A 15834-nucleotide genomic window follows, 5' to 3' on the forward strand; every position below is an offset into this window, starting at 1 on the left:
TTACTCAATTGATTATGAAGCGGTTTCTGCATGAAAATGGCCTGTCATTGGTCTTATTGGTCATCACCCTCCTGACGCTGATGGGGCAGATTCTGGTGGGCTGGCATACGTTTAATGAGGAGTTAGCCGACTACGGTCGGGCTCCACTGACGTTGGTGGCCTACGTTAGCAGTGGGCATTGCATCGAAGCGATCTTTGAAAACTGGGAGAGTGAGTTTCTGCAAATGGGCTTGTATGTGTTATTGACGGCCTCGCTCTTCCAGAAAGGCTCCTCAGAATCCAAGAGCCTCGATGAACCCGAAGAGGTTGACTGCGAACCGTCGGCGGGCCGGCCGGGCGCACCGTGGCCGGTTCGGCAGGGTGGTTGGGTACTGGCCTTGTACAAAAATTCGCTCAGTTTGGCGTTTCTCCTCTTGTTTGTGATTTCGTTTTTCCTGCACGCCCTCGGCGGTGTGGAGCAGTACAACATGGAGCAAAGCCTGAATGGGCAACCCGAACAACTTACCCTGTGGGCGTTTCTGGGGACGAGTGATTTCTGGTTTCAGTCGTTGCAAAACTGGCAAAGCGAGTTTTTATCCGTACTGGCGATTGTGGTACTGTCGATTTTTCTGCGGCAGAAAGGCTCGCCCGAATCCAAGCCGGTAGATGCTCCGAACGCCCAAACGGGTAAATAATCCCGACTTGGTGATTTGTTTGATAACGGTGCCTGAACCGGCTTTCTGGCAACTTGCCCGACGGGTCTGGTTAACCAACTGAGCCGCCGTTATCTAAACATACCCTTTCATGAAGTCCATTTTTTTATTACTGGCCTGTAGCCTGTTGATGATCCACCAAGGCACGGCCCAGAAAAATGCCCCCATCCGGGTGGCTTCCTACAACCTGCGGTACAATACCCCCAACGACGGTGTTAATGCCTGGCCCAACCGTAAAGAGATGGTGAAGGGCCTGATTCGGTACCACGGCTTTGAGTTGTTTGGCGTGCAGGAAGCTCTGCGCGGGCAAATGAATGACCTGCTCGAGCTGAATGATTTTGCATATTTGGGTAAGGGCCGCGACGATGGCAAGGAAGCGGGCGAACACTCGGCTATTTTCTATAAAAAAGACCGTTTCAAGGTGCTTGATTCGGGTGATTTCTGGCTGAGCGAAACCCCCGAAAAGCCCGGCAAAGGCTGGGATGCTACCTGCTGCAACCGCATTTGTTCGTGGGCGAAGTTCAAAGACCTGACTACCAAAAAAGACTTCTACTTTTTCAGTGTGCATTTCGACCATCAGGGGGTAGTAGCCCGGCGCGAATCGGGGAAACTAATGGTGCAGAAGATTAAGGAAATCGCGAAAAACGCTCCCGTTATTTGCGTGGGCGACCTTAACTCAACGCCCGAAACGGAGCAGGTAAAAACCATTGAGACGTTACTCAACGATACCTACCGCGTAACAGCTACACCGCCTTACGGTCCGGTAGGGACGTTCAACGCGTTTAAGTTTGATGCCCCCATGAAACAGCGCATCGACTATATTTTTGTGAGCAAAGACATCGCCGTAAACAACTACGCGGTACTGACCGACGCTCTTGAGCAACGTTACCCCTCAGACCATCAGCCCGTTGTGGCAACCGTTGTGTTGAAGTAAAAGGTTCGAGAAGTTGTTTGTGAATTGCACTGTTACAAAAGCCAAAACGCGCCCGGGAGCAATCCCGGGCGCGTTTTGCATTCGTTTTCTTGCTTACTAAACAGCCGCCAGCATCGATTCCGCTTTGGCTTCCAGCATGCTTTCGCCCATCAGGAAGGTATCAGCAGCCCGGGCGGCTTCGCGGCCTTCCGAGATGGCCCAAACCACCAGCGACTGTCCCCGGCGCATATCGCCTGCGGCAAACACGTTCGGAATGCTCGTTTGGTAGTTGGTGGCTTTCACGTTGCCGCGCTCGTCGAGCTCAACACCGAGGTCAGCCAGTAGGCCTTCCTGCTGCGGGTGCAGGAAGCCAGCTGCCAACAAGGCCAGTTCGCACGGGATTTCGCGCTCTGAACCCGGCACCTCAACCATTTGCATTCGGCCGTTTTCGTTTTTCCATTCCAGATTCACGAGCTGAAGGGCTTTCAGGTTACCGTTTTCGTCGCCAATAAACGCCTTGGTATTGATTGACCACTGCCGCTCACAGCCTTCCTCGTGCGAGGTGCTCGTGCGGAGCATCATGGGCCAGTTGGGCCAGGGGGTGCTTTCGGCCCGGTCTTTGGGTGGCATGGGCAACAACTCGATCTGTGTGATTGAGGCTGCTCCGTGCCGGTTCGACGTACCTACGCAGTCGGAGCCGGTATCGCCCCCGCCAATCACCACCACGTTCTTGCCGGTTGCCTGCAAATCGCCGTTGGCGTATACAGCCCCCCGGTGGTCAACTTCGAGTGGCCGGTTGGCTACGCGTTTGTTTTGTTGGCTCAAAAATTCCATAGCCGGGAAAATCCCCTTGAGGTTGCGGCCCGGAATAGGCAGGTCGCGCGGTACGGTAGAGCCACCAGCCAGCAACACCAGGTCAAAGCTATCGAACAGTTCGGAGGCTTTCAGATCGACACCCACGTTGACGCCCGTCCGGAAGGTAATGCCTTCGGCTTCCATCACGGCCAGTCGCCGGTCAATTACAGCTTTGTCGAGTTTGAAGTCAGGGATACCGTAGCGGAGAAGACCGCCAATCTGATCAGCTCGTTCCAGGACCGTGACCGTATGGCCTGCTTTGTTGAGCTGTGCCGCAGCCGCCAGACCCGCCGGCCCAGAACCCACAACGGCCACGGTTTTGCCGGTCCGCTTTTGGGGCGGGTTGGGTTTCACATAGCCGTTAGCAAAAGCCACCTCGATAATCGATTTTTCGATGAACTCGATAGCTACGGGTGGTTTGTTGATACCAAGCACGCACGACGACTCGCAGGGGGCCGGGCAAATACGCCCTGTAAACTCCGGGAAGTTGTTCGTTGTGCTCAGAATCTCATACGCGTACTGCCAGTTTTGCTCATACACGGCGTCGTTGAACTCCGGGATGATGTTGCCCAGCGGGCAGCCGCTGTGGCAAAATGGCGTACCGCAATCCATACAACGGGCCGCCTGTTTTTGGGTCAGGGCTTCGCTGAACGGGGTATCAATCTCCTGGTAATCATGTATGCGTTCCTGAACCGGCCGCTTGGCGGGCAGTTCACGCGAAAATTCTAAAAATCCTGTGGGCTTTCCCATTGATACTTAAACAGTTTCTAAGGTTCGCTTGGTTAGCACGTCGTGTCCGGTGAGTGCTTTGAGAGCATCTTCTTCCACAACAAACACAGCAATGGTGTTGCCAACGGCGTTAAAAGCTTCTACGTATTATCTGTTTGGTGCGCCTTCGTGTGGCGATTCCTATAGCCTCATGCTTACCCGCCAACCACGTCGACGACAATGTCCTGGTAAACCACGTTTTTGTCGCGAATCTGCTCCGAAAGCGAGATGCCCCGGCTTGCCAGTGCCTGACGGAAGTCAGTGGGCAGTACCTTCACAAACTGAGTCAGCTTGTTGTCCCAGTCCTGAATCAGAGCCAGAGCCACGTTGCTGGTGGTGTACTGGAAGTGCTTGTCGATGTACTCGCGCAGAATGACCGAATCCTCGGCGTTGAGCGGCTCAACGGCGACCATTTCGGGGTTTACCTTGCTCGCAAACGTACCGTCCTGATCCCATACATACGCTACCCCGCCCGACATACCGGCGGCAAAGTTGCGGCCTGTCTGACCCAGAATTACGGCCAAACCACCGGTCATGTACTCAAGGCCGTGGTCGCCCACACCTTCCACCACTACTTTGGCTCCTGAATTCCGAACGCAGAACCGCTCACCCGCCATACCCCGGATAAACGCTTCGCCCGAAGTAGCCCCGTAGAACGAAACGTTACCCACGATGCTGTTTTCTTCGGGCTGGAACGTGGCCGTGCGGTCGGGGTACACAATCAGTTGCGCTCCACACAGGCCCTTGCCGAAGTAGTCGTTGGCATCACCTTCGAGTTCGAGTTTCAGGCCGCTCGTTGAGAACGCACCGAGGCTTTGACCCGCCGTGCCGCGTAACTTCACATGGATGGTGCCATCGGGCAGGCCGGGGCCGCCGTACACCTTCGATACCTCGTTCGAGAGCATCGTGCCCACCGAGCGGTTGAGGTTATTCACCGTAAACTCGCCGTAAACGGGTTCGGTGGGTTTGCCGCCAGTCAGTACCGGCTGTGCCAGTTCGATCAGTTCGCGGTCGAGTACCGAGTCAATACCGTGATCTTGCTCTTCCTGCTTGTAGAGGGCCGTATCGAGGCTAACGGGCTCTTTGTACAGCAGAGCTGTCAGGTTGATATTCTTGTATTTCCAGTGGGGCAGATCGTCGCGGGTTTCGAGTACCTGCACCTGACCGACCATCTCATCGACCGAGCGGAAGCCCAGTTCGGCCATGATTTCGCGCATTTCAGTGGCCATGAACGTAAACATGTTCACCACGTGCTCAGGCTTACCCGTAAACATGGCGCGCAGCTCTTTATTCTGCGTAGCCACACCCACCGGGCAGGTGTTCAGGTGACACTTCCGCATCATGATACAACCGGCAGCTACGAGGGCGGCCGTAGCCACACCGAACTCCTCGGCACCCAGCAGGGCGGCAATCACGAGGTCGCGACCAGTCCGAATCTGTCCGTCGGCCTGCACCGTCACCCGGCCCCGTAGCTTGTTGCGCACCAGGGTCTGATGGGTTTCGGCCAGACCCAGCTCCCAGGGCAGCCCCGCGTGCCGGATGCTCGACAGCGGAGACGCTCCAGTGCCGCCATCATGACCCGAAATCAGGATATGATCGGCATGGGCTTTGGCAACCCCGGCCGCAATGGTACCAACGCCCGCTTCTGACACGAGCTTGACGCTGATACGAGCCTCCCGGTTGGCATTTTTAAGATCAAAAATCAACTGGGCCAGGTCCTCAATCGAGTAAATGTCGTGGTGAGGAGGGGGCGAGATAAGGCCTACACCGGGGGTTGAGTGCCGCGTCCGTCCGATCCAGTCATCCACCTTGTGACCGGGCAACTGACCACCCTCGCCGGGCTTGGCACCTTGCGCCATTTTGATCTGAAGCTCGCGGGCGTTGCTCAGGTAGTGGCTTGTAACCCCAAAACGGCCCGAAGCCACCTGCTTAATGGCCGAGTTGAGGCTGTCGCCGTTAGCGAGCGGGGTGTAGCGCAGTTCGTCTTCGCCACCCTCGCCCGAATTGCTCTTGCCACCAATGCGGTTCATCGCGATGGCAAGGGTCGTGTGGGCTTCCCAGGAGATAGACCCGAACGACATGGCTCCTGTCGCAAACCGCTTGAAAATGGATTCAATCGGCTCTACCTGATCAACCGAAATCGGCTGGCCTTTCTTGAATTTCAACAGACCCCGCAGGGTGATGGCCTTCTTCGACTGATCGTCGATCAGCTTGCTGTATTTTTTGTACAGACCGTAATCGTTACGCTTGGTCGACTCCTGGAGCAGGTGGATGGTGTCGGGGTTGAAAATGTGCTTTTCGCCCCGTTGCTTCCACTGGTACACCCCGCCTACTTCGAGCCGTTGTACGGCAGCCGAGGGCACCTCGGGGTATGCCGTCCGGTGACGTACCAGAATCTCTTTGGCTATCTCGTGCAGGCCCATACCGCCAATGCGCGAAACGGTGCCCGTGAAATACCGCGATACAACGTCTTCGTTGAGGCCGAGGCACTCAAAAATCATGGCACCCTGGTACGATTGCAGGGTTGAGATGCCCATTTTTGAGAAAATCTTCAGCAACTCACCGTTGACTGCCTTCACGTAGTTTTTGTACAGCTTGTCGAGGTCATAATCCACCTGCAACAAGCCTTTTTCTTTCATGTTGGCAATGGTCTCGAAAGCCATGTAGGGGTTTACACCCGATGCCCCGTAGCCAATAAGGGTAGCTACGTGGTGCGTTTCCCACACATCGCCCGCTTCAACCAGAATCCCTACCTGCCCACGCAGTCCCCGACGAATCAGGTGGTGGTGCACGGCGGCCGTTGCCAGCAGCGACGGTACCGGGGCGTGGTCGGAGTCGATGGCGCGGTCGGAGAGGATGATGATCTCAAAACCGTCGTCAATGGCGTCTTCGGCATACCGGCAGATCCGCTCCAGGGCCCGCTCCAGTGACTTGCCGTTGCCATCTGCCCGGAAATAGGTGTTGATGGTTTTGGCCTGGAAATGGTGCCGGTCGATGAAACGAAGCTTGTCGAACTCTTTGGTGGTCAGCACCGGCTGATCCAGTTCTACCTGCTTGCAATGCTCAGGCGACTCCGACAGGAGGTTGTAGGTAGCGCCCACAAACGAAATGAGCGACATGATAGACCGCTCCCGGATCGAATCAATCGGCGGGTTGGTTACCTGCGCAAAGAGCTGCTTGAAATAGTGGCTCAGGTGCTGACTTTGCTCCGACAGAATGGCGAGCGGCACATCGACACCCATCGAACCGAGGGCTTCTTTGCCCGTTTCGACCATGGGGGCGAGAATCATCCGCAGGTCTTCCGACGTAAAGCCGAATGCTTTCTGGCGGGTCAGCAACTCTTTTTCGCCGTAGTGGCTGTACGTACGGGCGGGGGCTTCGAGCTGAGAGATGTGAATCTTGTACTCGTCGAGCCACTGCTGGTAGGGCTGAGCCGCGCAGATTTCGGCTTTCAGCTCTTCATCGGCAATAATTCGGCCCTGCTCCATGTTCACTACGAACATTTTACCGGGCTGTAAACGGCCTTTCTTCACAATCTTGGCCGGGTCGAGGTCGAGTACACCGGCTTCCGAAGCCATGATGACCACGTCGTCGTCGGTAACCCAGTAGCGCGAAGGCCGCAGACCGTTACGGTCGAGCGTAGCGCCCACAATGCGCCCGTCGGTAAACGAGATGGAAGCCGGGCCATCCCAGGGCTCCATCATGCTAGCGTGGTACTCATAAAACGCCCGGCGCTGTGCGTCCATTTGGGTGTTGCCGTCCCAGGCTTCGGGAATCAGCATCATCATGACGTGCGGCAGCGAGCGACCGCTCATCACGAGCAGTTCAATGGCATTGTCGAGGTTGGCCGAGTCCGACTGTTTATGGTCGCAGATGGGCAGCAACATCGCCATTTCCTCGTCGGTAAACTTCGACGACTTGAGCATCGTCTCGGCGGCCTTCATCCAGTTTACGTTGCCGCGTACGGTGTTGATTTCACCATTGTGGGCAATGTACCGGAATGGCTGCGCCAGTTTCCACGACGGGAACGTGTTGGTTGAGAAGCGTGAGTGTACAACCCCCAGCGCCGAAACCACTTCTTCACGACCGAGGTCGGGGAAGTACTCGGCCAACTGACCCGTTGTGAGCTGCCCTTTGTAGGTAATAGTCCGGCAAGAGAGCGACGCGAAATAGAAATTATTGTCGACGCCCTTCACCGTTTCATTGATGATGCGCGAGCTGTAATTTCTTAAAACGTAGAGTTTCCGTTCAAAATCGTCTGAGTTTGTAACGCTATCGGGGCGTTTAATAAATACCTGCTCCATCTGTGGCTCGGCCGAGCGTGAGCCATTACCCAAATCGCTGTTGTTGGTAGGCACTACCCGGTAGCCGAGGAGTTCCATGCCCAACTTCTTGATTTTCCGGTTCAGAATGGCGCGGCACTCTTCCCGAAGCCGGGCTTCGCGGGGGAAGTACACCATACCAACGCCGTACTCTTCGGCGGCCGGAAGTTGGATAAATTGACGGCGGCATTCGTCCACGAAGAATTCGTGTGGAATCTGAATGAGCAGACCCGCGCCGTCGCCCGTGTTGGTTTCGCAGCCGCACGCGCCCCGGTGTTCCATCCGGTGCAGCATGTGCAGGGCGTCTGCCACAATTTGGTGCGATTTTCGGCCTTTGATATCGGCTACAAAGCCAATACCGCAGTTGTCGTGCTCGAATTCAGGACGATACAGACCTGTTTCATAGGAGAACCCGCTTTGGGCGGGCTGGTCGCTTTGGTCAGACATAGACGTAACGGATTGTTGTCAAGCCCTCGCGCCGGTAGGTTGTACTCGTCGGCTACCGTCGCTACGACATTTATATAATTGAAAAATCGTTAAATCAAAAGGTAATCCGGCGATAAGAATAAATAGCGTCAGGAGCCGGACTTTTACGTGTTTGTGATAAAGCCTTGCAATATAGTACGCATTTTATTTTGAAAACAGGTGGTTTGGCCAAATTTCATTTTACAAAGTTCATTTTGTGAAATTGATTATAAATCTTCTTGGATACTGACTATTTTGCAAAAACATTTAGCCATTTTTTAAGAACGTTCATTTTGACGGTTCTTTCTACAGGGGTGCTGGAGCGTATTGAAAAGCCTATTTTGGTAACTACGTAAGCCACCTATACGTATAGTTTGAAAGGTCTGTAAACAAAATAAACGCCCAAAGACCGACTCAGCTGAAAAGGTCCTCAGGCGTTATGGGTTTATCCTCCAAAAAGGGGGTAAATGGACTCTTGTTGGGGGTTAATGAGCCCGTGTGCCGTGGTAATTATCGACCAGATGACTCAGGATTACCTGCGCCAGTGTGGTAGCCCGCTCTTGTTTTTGGGCGTCGCTGCCTGCTGTTTTTACCTGAACATTCAGGATGTGGTTGTTCAGTAATACGTGTAACGTTTGCTTAGCGGGTTCCCAAACCGCTTTGTCACCTATCTCGGGTACGGCCTTGAACCCAGCCGTTGATTGAACAGGTTCGGTAAACTGAGCGGCACGGGCGGGCCTACCCGATACCGTGTTGGCGGTGTCGTTGGCGGCCGATGTGTCGCGTTTGGCACTGTTTAGGTTCGTGGCGGGTAGTTCGGCTCCGGTGCCTTCGGAGTTCGGTCCGCTGAGGGGTTCCCGCGTATCGCCCGCACCCGTTTGGCCCGTGGTGAGGGCCACCGCTTTGGGCTGATACAGCCGATCGAACACGTACTCGGCATGGTAGATCGACGGGAACGGGCGTTTGTCGCCCAGCATAAGCGATACTTTATTACTGCCCCAGACAAACTCGCACCCATTGGGTTTGTCGAATTTTTCGAGGGTGACGCCCTCCAGACCGAAGGTTTCGGTTACAAACTCCTCGGCCAGATAGTTACAGGGCTCGTCATAATTAATGTCGGTGCTGAGCATATGGACGCCTACCACCTCGCGGGCGAGAAACGGGCTACCGGTACCGGCGGCATCGTTGGCCGCGTCGGTGGTGGTCGATGAGCCTCCGCAGGCAAAAAGTAAGGCGGGAAGTGTGGCGATGAAGATGGATGGATAGCGCATAATTGTACGAAAAGATGAGTTGTTCTGTAGACTAATACTATTTTGGCGGGTAGATGTTTCCGGGTCTTAGCGTACCCCGCAATGCCCTATCTTTGCGCCCGAATCAGGACATCTGCTGAATGCCCCCCGTTGAAACGATTGAGCTGCGCTCCGGCCAGAAAGTTTACTTTGCCTCCGATTTTCACCTCGGTACCCCAACCCCCGAGAAAAGCCGCGAACGCGAACGTGCTATTGTCGACTGGCTCGAAACGGCCCGGGCCGACGCGGCCGCCATTTTTCTGGTAGGTGATGTGTTCGATTTCTGGTTTGAGTACAAGCAGAGCATCCCGAAAGGCTTTGCCCGTTTGCAGGGGAAATTAGCCGAATTGACCGACGCGGGCCTGCCCATTACGCTGTTTACTGGTAACCACGATATGTGGATGTCGGACTACTTCACGTCTGAAATGGGTATTCCGGTGTACCGTAAACCCCGTGTGTACGACATAGGTGGCAAACGGTTCTATATCGGGCACGGCGATGGCCTCGGCCCCGGCGACCATGTGTACAAACAGCTCAAGAAAGTGTTTGAGAACGGGCTGGCCCGTTGGCTGTTTCGGTGGGTTCATCCCGATATTGGTATCTCACTTGCATTGGCATGGTCACGGAAGAGCCGCGCGAGTGGGGCCGAAAAAGGGGAGGAGGTCTTTCTGGGTGAAAACCGCGAATGGCTGTACCTCTATTGCCAGGAGGTAGAAAAGCGTCAACATCACGATTACTATATTTTCGGACACCGGCATCTGCCCCTCGACCTCTCGGTAACGCCAAACAGCCGATACGTCAACATCGGCGAATGGCTCCACGCCCGTACCTACGGCGTCTTTGACGGCCAAACGATGGCGTTGAAGGAGTGGAAGTAAGGAAAAAAGGAGGAGGGGAGAAAGGGAGGAAAGGGGAAAAATCTGCGGGCGGATTAGTCCTTCCTCCCTTTCCTCCCCTCCTCCTTTCTTTCCCCTTCCTAATATTCTGAAACTAAAGGGGTAAAGCGGGAGTTTGAAGTTCTTTAGCCAGAAAAAAGCATCGGCTATGAGACGGTCTTTCGCTTCCGTGTTGCTGTTGTGTCTGCTCGCTGCTCCGTTGGCAGGTTGGGCCCGGTCGATTCTTATCCCGATGGATGAGCGACAATCCAATCACCTCAAAGCCTACGGGATTGCCTACGCCGTGCTGAAGGCCGATGCGGAGGTCGAATGGCTGCTCAATTACCGGGGGGGTAGCTTTATGATCGCCCATTCGGCTGCGTTTGAGGCCGAGTGCCGTATCCGGGGTGTTTCGGCTGAAATTATCTCCGATGCCGAAGCAGCTTCTATCCGGCAAAAACTGGCCGACCCTAACCTCAACGGCGATGTGGTGAAGCTGCTCAAAGCGGCCAAAATTGTGGTGTATTCGCCCATCAAAATCAGTACCGCTGAGTTTGAAAATACCGATGCCGTATTGCAGGTGCTCACCTATGCCGAGATTCCCTACGAGGTGGTGTACGACGAGGAAATTCTGAAAGGCGACCTGCCTAAGTACGACTGGCTTCACCTGCACCACGAAGACTTTACGGGGCAGTTTGGCCGGAGTATGCACCGCATGACCGTCGATGATATTAAAGCCCAGGAAACTATTGCGAAAAAGTTCGGGCACGCGAAGGTGTCGCACATGAAATTGGCGGTGGCTAAACGAATCAAAGAATTTTGCGCTGGGGGTGGCTATTTGTTTGCCATGTGTTCGGGCGCTGAGACCTTCGATATTGCGCTTGCTGCCGAGGGGGTCGATATTGTACCCAGCAGTTATGATGGCGACCCTGCCGACCCAGATGCGCAGTCGAAACTGGATTTTAGCAAGACGGTGGCGTTTCAGAATTTCACCCTCGAGGGCGACAACGGCTACCGGGGTTTCTCGACGTTTTCAGACATTAACGCCAACGGGAGTCGGGGATACGAAAGCGGGAATACCTACTTCGAATTGTTCAATTTCTCGGCTAAGTGGGACGTCATTCCGGCTATGCTGACGCAAAACCATGAGGCTACCATCCGGGAGTTTGCCGGTCAAACAACGGCCTTCCGAAAAGGGGCCGTGAAGCCCAATGTGCTGGTCATGGGCGAGGGGAAAACCTCACACCGTTACATCTATGGCGAAATCGGCCGGGGGCAATGGACGTTTTACGGCGGGCATGACCCGGAGGGCGTCCGGGGCGGCAACTTCCGAATGCCTACCAATCTGAACCTGCATCCGCACTCACCGGGTTACCGGCTCATTCTAAATAATGTACTGTTTCCATCGGCCCGCAAGAAAAAGCGCAAAACGTAAGCATCACGGGCTGGTATCGGGTACCGCTGGTCAATAAATGAGGTAAAAACGCCCTGCCATAGGCTTTTGCGTTTTTGTAAACCTGTCGCCTTTGACCAGCCTTTCGTATGCTTTTTCGCCGAATTCTTCTCTCAGCCATTTGGCTGCTCAGTTTGTTGTCGTATGCTCAGGCACAGCCCAAACCCCGACCGCAAGACTGGGAACCCCTGTTCAATGGCAAAGACCTGAGCGGCTGGGATATTAAAATTGCCGGGCATCCGCTCAATGATAATTATCTGAACACGTTTCGGGTCGAAGATGGGATGCTGCGCATTGCCTATGACCAATACAAATCCTTCGACGGGAAGTTTGGGCATATTTATTACAACAAGCCGTATTCGCACTACATCCTGCGGTTTACGTACCGGTTTGTGGGGAATCAAATACCCGGCGGAGCTGCCTGGAATGTGCGCAACAGCGGAGTGATGGTACACTCGCAGTCGGCAAAGAGCCTCTCGTTGAAGCAGGATTTTCCGGTCTCGCTCGAAATCCAGATGTTGGGTGGGCTGGGAAAAGGCCCCCGGCACACGGCTAACCTCTGCACGCCCGGCACGCAGGTGTACATGAACGGTAAGCTAAACCCGGCTCATTGTATTGATTCGGACTCAAAAACGTATGATGGCGACGGTTGGGTGACGATAGATGCCGTTGTACTGGGCGATTCTATTGTGCACCACATTATCGAAGGCGATACCGTGCTCACCTATAATCGGCCCGAAGTGGGGGGCGGTTTTGTGAGCAAAGACTACACGTTTATTTCGGCCGGGGTCGATGAGGCCGGTGCCCGTTACTGGATGGAGCGGCAGAATACCCCCCTTGGCAGCGGCTACATTGCGTTGCAGGCCGAAAGCCATCCGATTGATTTCCGCCGGGTCGAACTGCTTAACCTTAAAGGGTGTACCGATCCTAAGGCGCTGAATTACAAGTCGTATTTTGTGAAGTCAGACAACAGTCAGTGTCGCTATGCAAACCGACGGTAGCCTTACTACTCTGCCAATCGCCCGAAACCCAGCCGGCCGAATTACATCGATCGATGTGGTACGCGGCCTGGTGATGGTCATCATGGCTCTCGACCACGTCCGCGACCTGTTGCATGTGACAGCCACCGATCAGGACCCTACTAATCTGGCTACCACCACGGCTCCGCTTTTTCTGACCCGCTGGATTACGCATCTCTGTGCGCCCACGTTTGTGTTTTTGTCGGGCACCTCGGCCTATCTGTCGCTACGAAAGCGGAACGACGGAGCCGCTCGCCAATTTCTGCTGAAACGGGGATTGGTGCTCATTTTGTTCGAGCTAACCATTGTCAACTTTGCGTTTTGGTTCGAAATCCCGTTTCGGGCCCTGCTCTTGCAAGTGATTTACGCCATTGGGGCCGGGTTTGTAATACTTTCATTTCTGGCTCGTTTTCGGGCGCGCACGCTCGGAATTGTGGGTTTGGTTATTCTGTTCGGGCACAACCTGTTGGGGTTGGTTACGTTGCCACCCAACCCCGCGTTTGGGTTTGTATGGGCTCTTTTGTTTCAAACCAACTTTTTTCAGATTACACCTGATTTTGCCGTGCTGGTCGGCTACCCGGTGGTTCCCTGGCTGGGTATCATGCTGGTTGGTTATGGGTTGGGGCCACTATTCGAGAAGCCGTTGCACGAGCGCAAGCGAACATTGGCCCGGCTGGGTGTGGGGGCTCTGGTGCTGTTTGTGGGACTTCGGTTGCCCAATGTTTACGGTGATGGATCGCCCTGGTCGGTGCAGGCTACTCCCTTGTTTACGGTTTTGTCGTTCATTAACGTGAGCAAGTACCCGCCCTCGTTGTTGTATAGCCTGCTCATGCTGGGTATCGCCTTACTGCTTTTGGCCTGGGCCGATGGCGTGTCGAATACCGTAAGCCGTGTGCTCACGGTGTACGGCGCTGTGCCAATGTTTTACTACATTCTGCACTGGTATCTGGTGCATCTGTTGTTGCTGGGCCTGCTGGTGCTACAGGGCTTTTCGCTGTCCAACCTGAACCCTGCGCCCTTCTCGTTCGGGCGGCCCAAAGGGTCGGGGGTTGAATTGGGCTGGGTATATCTGGTCTGGGCAGGAGTGGTTATTGGGCTGTACCCGCTTTGTAAGTGGTATGGCCGTTATAAGGCTGAACACCCCGAAAAAGGCTGGTTGCGGTATGTTTAAAGGGAGATAAACCCAGGCTGAAAATAAACCTGCAAGCCGGGCGCATTTAAATGTGTAATGAATAATGTAGAATGAATTGTGATGTATAAGCTAACGTGAATTATGGATAATCTGTATACAACTAGCTGTTTAACAGACGATTGCTGACGCAAGGGCCTTCGGCAGGCTCAGGCTGACTGGGGGCTCTCAAGTTTATAGTCAGCCTGAGCCTGTCGAAGGCCCTTGCGTCAGCAATTATGCATAATTCACGTTAAGCTACTAGTCAGCAGGGCAAATCATTATTCATTCTACATTATTCACTCACTTAGACAGTTGACGTTTGCTAATACGGTTGAGCCGGGTGCGATTGCTCTTTGGCTTGCCGAACGGCTTCGTCGGTATGGGCGCTACCAATGGGGCCGCTCGTTTGTTGCGGACTCTGCGCTGATTGTAAACCCTCGCGTACGCGTCGGCCGTATTCCTCGTCGCACTGGCTGAACAGCTCCACCATTTTTTCCTGAATCCGTTTGTCGGCGGGTTTCAGGGTATTTACGAGGTTTGTAATCAAGTCGTCGCGTTCCCAGTCTTCAAACGCCCGGAACCGTTCGCCAGCTTGTTTGAAGTTATTCTGCCGGTCAATTTTTTGCCGTACCAGATTGGCATCGTACCGGGGGGTATAGTCGGCACCGCTTTTGGGAGCTTCCTGCAAACCGCCCAGAATGGATGGTTCGTAGTTGACGCGCGGATTTTGCCCCAGTGCCATATCGACGTTGTAGGCCATCTGGCCATCGCGCTGATTGGTTGCTACCCGCTTTTTAGGGGCATTGATGGGGAGTTGCAGGTAATTGGCCCCCACCCGGTACCGTTGCGTGTCGGAGTAGGAGAGGGTGCGGCCCTGCAACATCTTATCGTCCGAAAACTCCAGCCCATCTACCAGCACTCCCGTACCAAACGCGACCTGCTCTACCTCAGCGAAGTAGTTTTGCGGGTTTCGGTTCAGCACCATTTTACCGACCGGCAGAAACGGAAACTGATCTGTCGGCCAGATTTTCGTGTCGTCGAGCGGATCGAAATCAAGTTCGGGATGCTCGTCGTCGCTCATAATCTGCACGCAGAGCTCCCACTCCGGGTAGTTGCCCTGCTCAATGGCATCAAACAGGTCTTGCGTAGCGTGGTTAAAGTTTTTCGCCTGAATTTGCTCGGCTTCGGCCTGTGTCAGGTTGCGGATTCCGTGTTTCGGCTCCCAATGGTATTTCACCAACACGGCTTCGCCGGCCTCATTCACCCATTTGTAGGTATTCACGCCGGAGCCCTGCATTTGCCGGTAATTGGCCGGAATGCCCCAGGGCGAAAACAGGAACGTAATCATGTGCATGGCTTCGGGCGTGTTGCAGATAAAATCGAAGATGCGCTCGCCCGATTGAATGTTGGTGACCGGGTCAGGTTTGAAGGCATGAACCAGGTCGGGGAACTTCATGGCATCGCGGATAAAGAACACCTTCAGGTTATTCCCCACCAAGTCCCAGTTACCGTCTTCGGTATAGAACTTCACGGCAAAGCCACGCGGGTCGCGGAGGGTTTCGGGCGAGTGTCCGCCGTGAATAACCGACGAAAACCGCACAAATACGGGCGTTTGTTTGCCCTTTTGGCCAAACAGTTTGGCGCGGGTGTATTGGCTAATAGGTTCATCGCCCGCGGTTCCGTAGGCTTCAAAGTAACCATGTGCCCCGGCGCCCCGGGCGTGTACCACCCGCTCGGGTACCCGCTCCCGGTCGAAATGGGTGATTTTCTCGATAAAAGCGTAGTTTTCCAGCGTAGCCGGGCCCCGACGCCCTACCGTGCGGGTGTTCTGATTGTCCGTGATGGGATGGCCCTGCCGGGTGGTCAGCGTCTGATCGGTTTCGGTACTGCCGTTAGTAGCGCCTGAGCCGTTGGGTGGCATGGGCACGTGGCCGTTCGGGGTTTGTTTTTCGTTGTTTTCCATAACTGTATTCGGAGAAGTGGTTCTCAGTGAGGTCAACTTCTCTATACAG

At 54.5% G+C, this 15834-nt stretch carries 10 protein-coding genes; 6 read left to right on the forward strand and 4 right to left on the reverse strand.

Annotated features, from left to right (window positions below):
- The first annotated feature begins 14 nt into the window (after positions 1 to 14).
- Together F5984_RS21035 and F5984_RS21040 are read left to right on the forward strand one after the other, a co-directional pair.
- Positions 15 to 674 (forward strand): DUF6766 family protein, encoded by a 660-nt coding sequence (locus tag F5984_RS21035; RefSeq protein ID WP_152126191.1) that lies wholly within the window; start codon positions 15 to 17, stop codon positions 672 to 674.
- A 109-nt stretch (positions 675 to 783) separates the two neighbouring features.
- The gene (locus tag F5984_RS21040; RefSeq protein WP_152126192.1) at positions 784 to 1626 is read left to right on the forward strand and encodes an endonuclease/exonuclease/phosphatase family protein; all 843 of its coding nucleotides are present in this window, start codon (positions 784 to 786) and stop codon (positions 1624 to 1626) included.
- A gap of 96 nt (positions 1627 to 1722) precedes the next feature.
- Here the strand turns inward: F5984_RS21040 and F5984_RS21045 are convergent, their stop codons facing one another.
- From F5984_RS21045 to F5984_RS21055, 3 genes are all read right to left on the reverse strand, one after another.
- A complete protein-coding gene (locus F5984_RS21045; protein WP_152126193.1) occupies positions 1723 to 3210 on the reverse strand; it encodes a glutamate synthase subunit beta in 1488 nt (495 codons plus the stop codon).
- A gap of 173 nt (positions 3211 to 3383) precedes the next feature.
- A complete protein-coding gene (gene gltB, locus F5984_RS21050; protein ID WP_152126194.1) occupies positions 3384 to 7997 on the reverse strand; it encodes a glutamate synthase large subunit in 4614 nt (1537 codons plus the stop codon).
- 503 nt (positions 7998 to 8500) lie between these two features.
- Complete coding sequence (locus F5984_RS21055) at positions 8501 to 9286, reverse strand: hypothetical protein (protein WP_152126195.1); 786 nt, start codon at positions 9284 to 9286, stop codon at positions 8501 to 8503.
- 119 nt (positions 9287 to 9405) lie between these two features.
- Here F5984_RS21055 and F5984_RS21060 point away from each other — a divergent pair, with 119 nt between their 5' ends.
- The 4 genes from F5984_RS21060 (at position 9406) to F5984_RS21075 (ending at position 13822) form a co-directional block, all read left to right on the forward strand.
- Positions 9406 to 10182, forward strand: coding sequence for a UDP-2,3-diacylglucosamine diphosphatase (locus F5984_RS21060; protein ID WP_152126196.1), 777 nt, complete (start codon positions 9406 to 9408; stop codon positions 10180 to 10182).
- A 166-nt stretch (positions 10183 to 10348) separates the two neighbouring features.
- Positions 10349 to 11614, forward strand: coding sequence for an asparagine synthetase B (locus F5984_RS21065; protein WP_152126197.1), 1266 nt, complete (start codon positions 10349 to 10351; stop codon positions 11612 to 11614).
- A 107-nt stretch (positions 11615 to 11721) separates the two neighbouring features.
- A complete protein-coding gene (locus tag F5984_RS21070) occupies positions 11722 to 12633 on the forward strand; it encodes a 3-keto-disaccharide hydrolase (protein WP_152126198.1) in 912 nt (303 codons plus the stop codon).
- On the forward strand, positions 12617 to 13822 hold the full coding sequence (locus F5984_RS21075) for a DUF1624 domain-containing protein (protein ID WP_152126199.1): 1206 nt from the start codon (positions 12617 to 12619) through the stop codon (positions 13820 to 13822). Before F5984_RS21070 ends, F5984_RS21075 begins: the two co-directional genes overlap by 17 nt.
- Before the next feature lie 322 nt (positions 13823 to 14144).
- Here F5984_RS21075 and F5984_RS21080 read toward each other — a convergent pair whose 3' ends face one another.
- Complete coding sequence (locus F5984_RS21080; RefSeq protein ID WP_394367443.1) at positions 14145 to 15785, reverse strand: catalase; 1641 nt, start codon at positions 15783 to 15785, stop codon at positions 14145 to 14147.
- Between the last annotated feature and the right edge of the window lie 49 nt (positions 15786 to 15834).

It is taken from the genome of Rudanella paleaurantiibacter (assembly GCF_009184635.1).
Classification (GTDB): Bacteria; Bacteroidota; Bacteroidia; order Cytophagales; family Spirosomataceae; genus Rudanella; species Rudanella paleaurantiibacter.

Excerpts from the sequence above, each read along its gene's own strand:
- F5984_RS21035 (WP_152126191.1), top strand. The coding sequence starts at position 15 with ATGAAGCGGTTTCTGCATGAAAATGGCCTGTCATTGGTCTTATTGGTC.
- F5984_RS21040 (WP_152126192.1), top strand. The coding sequence starts at position 784 with ATGAAGTCCATTTTTTTATTACTGGCCTGTAGCCTGTTGATGATCCAC.
- F5984_RS21045 (WP_152126193.1), bottom strand. The coding sequence starts at position 3,210 with ATGGGAAAGCCCACAGGATTTTTAGAATTTTCGCGTGAACTGCCCGCC.
- gltB (WP_152126194.1), bottom strand. The coding sequence starts at position 7,997 with ATGTCTGACCAAAGCGACCAGCCCGCCCAAAGCGGGTTCTCCTATGAA.
- F5984_RS21055 (WP_152126195.1), bottom strand. The coding sequence starts at position 9,286 with ATGCGCTATCCATCCATCTTCATCGCCACACTTCCCGCCTTACTTTTT.
- F5984_RS21060 (WP_152126196.1), top strand. The coding sequence starts at position 9,406 with ATGCCCCCCGTTGAAACGATTGAGCTGCGCTCCGGCCAGAAAGTTTAC.
- F5984_RS21065 (WP_152126197.1), top strand. The coding sequence starts at position 10,349 with ATGAGACGGTCTTTCGCTTCCGTGTTGCTGTTGTGTCTGCTCGCTGCT.
- F5984_RS21070 (WP_152126198.1), top strand. The coding sequence starts at position 11,722 with ATGCTTTTTCGCCGAATTCTTCTCTCAGCCATTTGGCTGCTCAGTTTG.
- F5984_RS21075 (WP_152126199.1), top strand. The coding sequence starts at position 12,617 with ATGCAAACCGACGGTAGCCTTACTACTCTGCCAATCGCCCGAAACCCA.
- F5984_RS21080 (WP_394367443.1), bottom strand. The coding sequence starts at position 15,785 with ATGGAAAACAACGAAAAACAAACCCCGAACGGCCACGTGCCCATGCCA.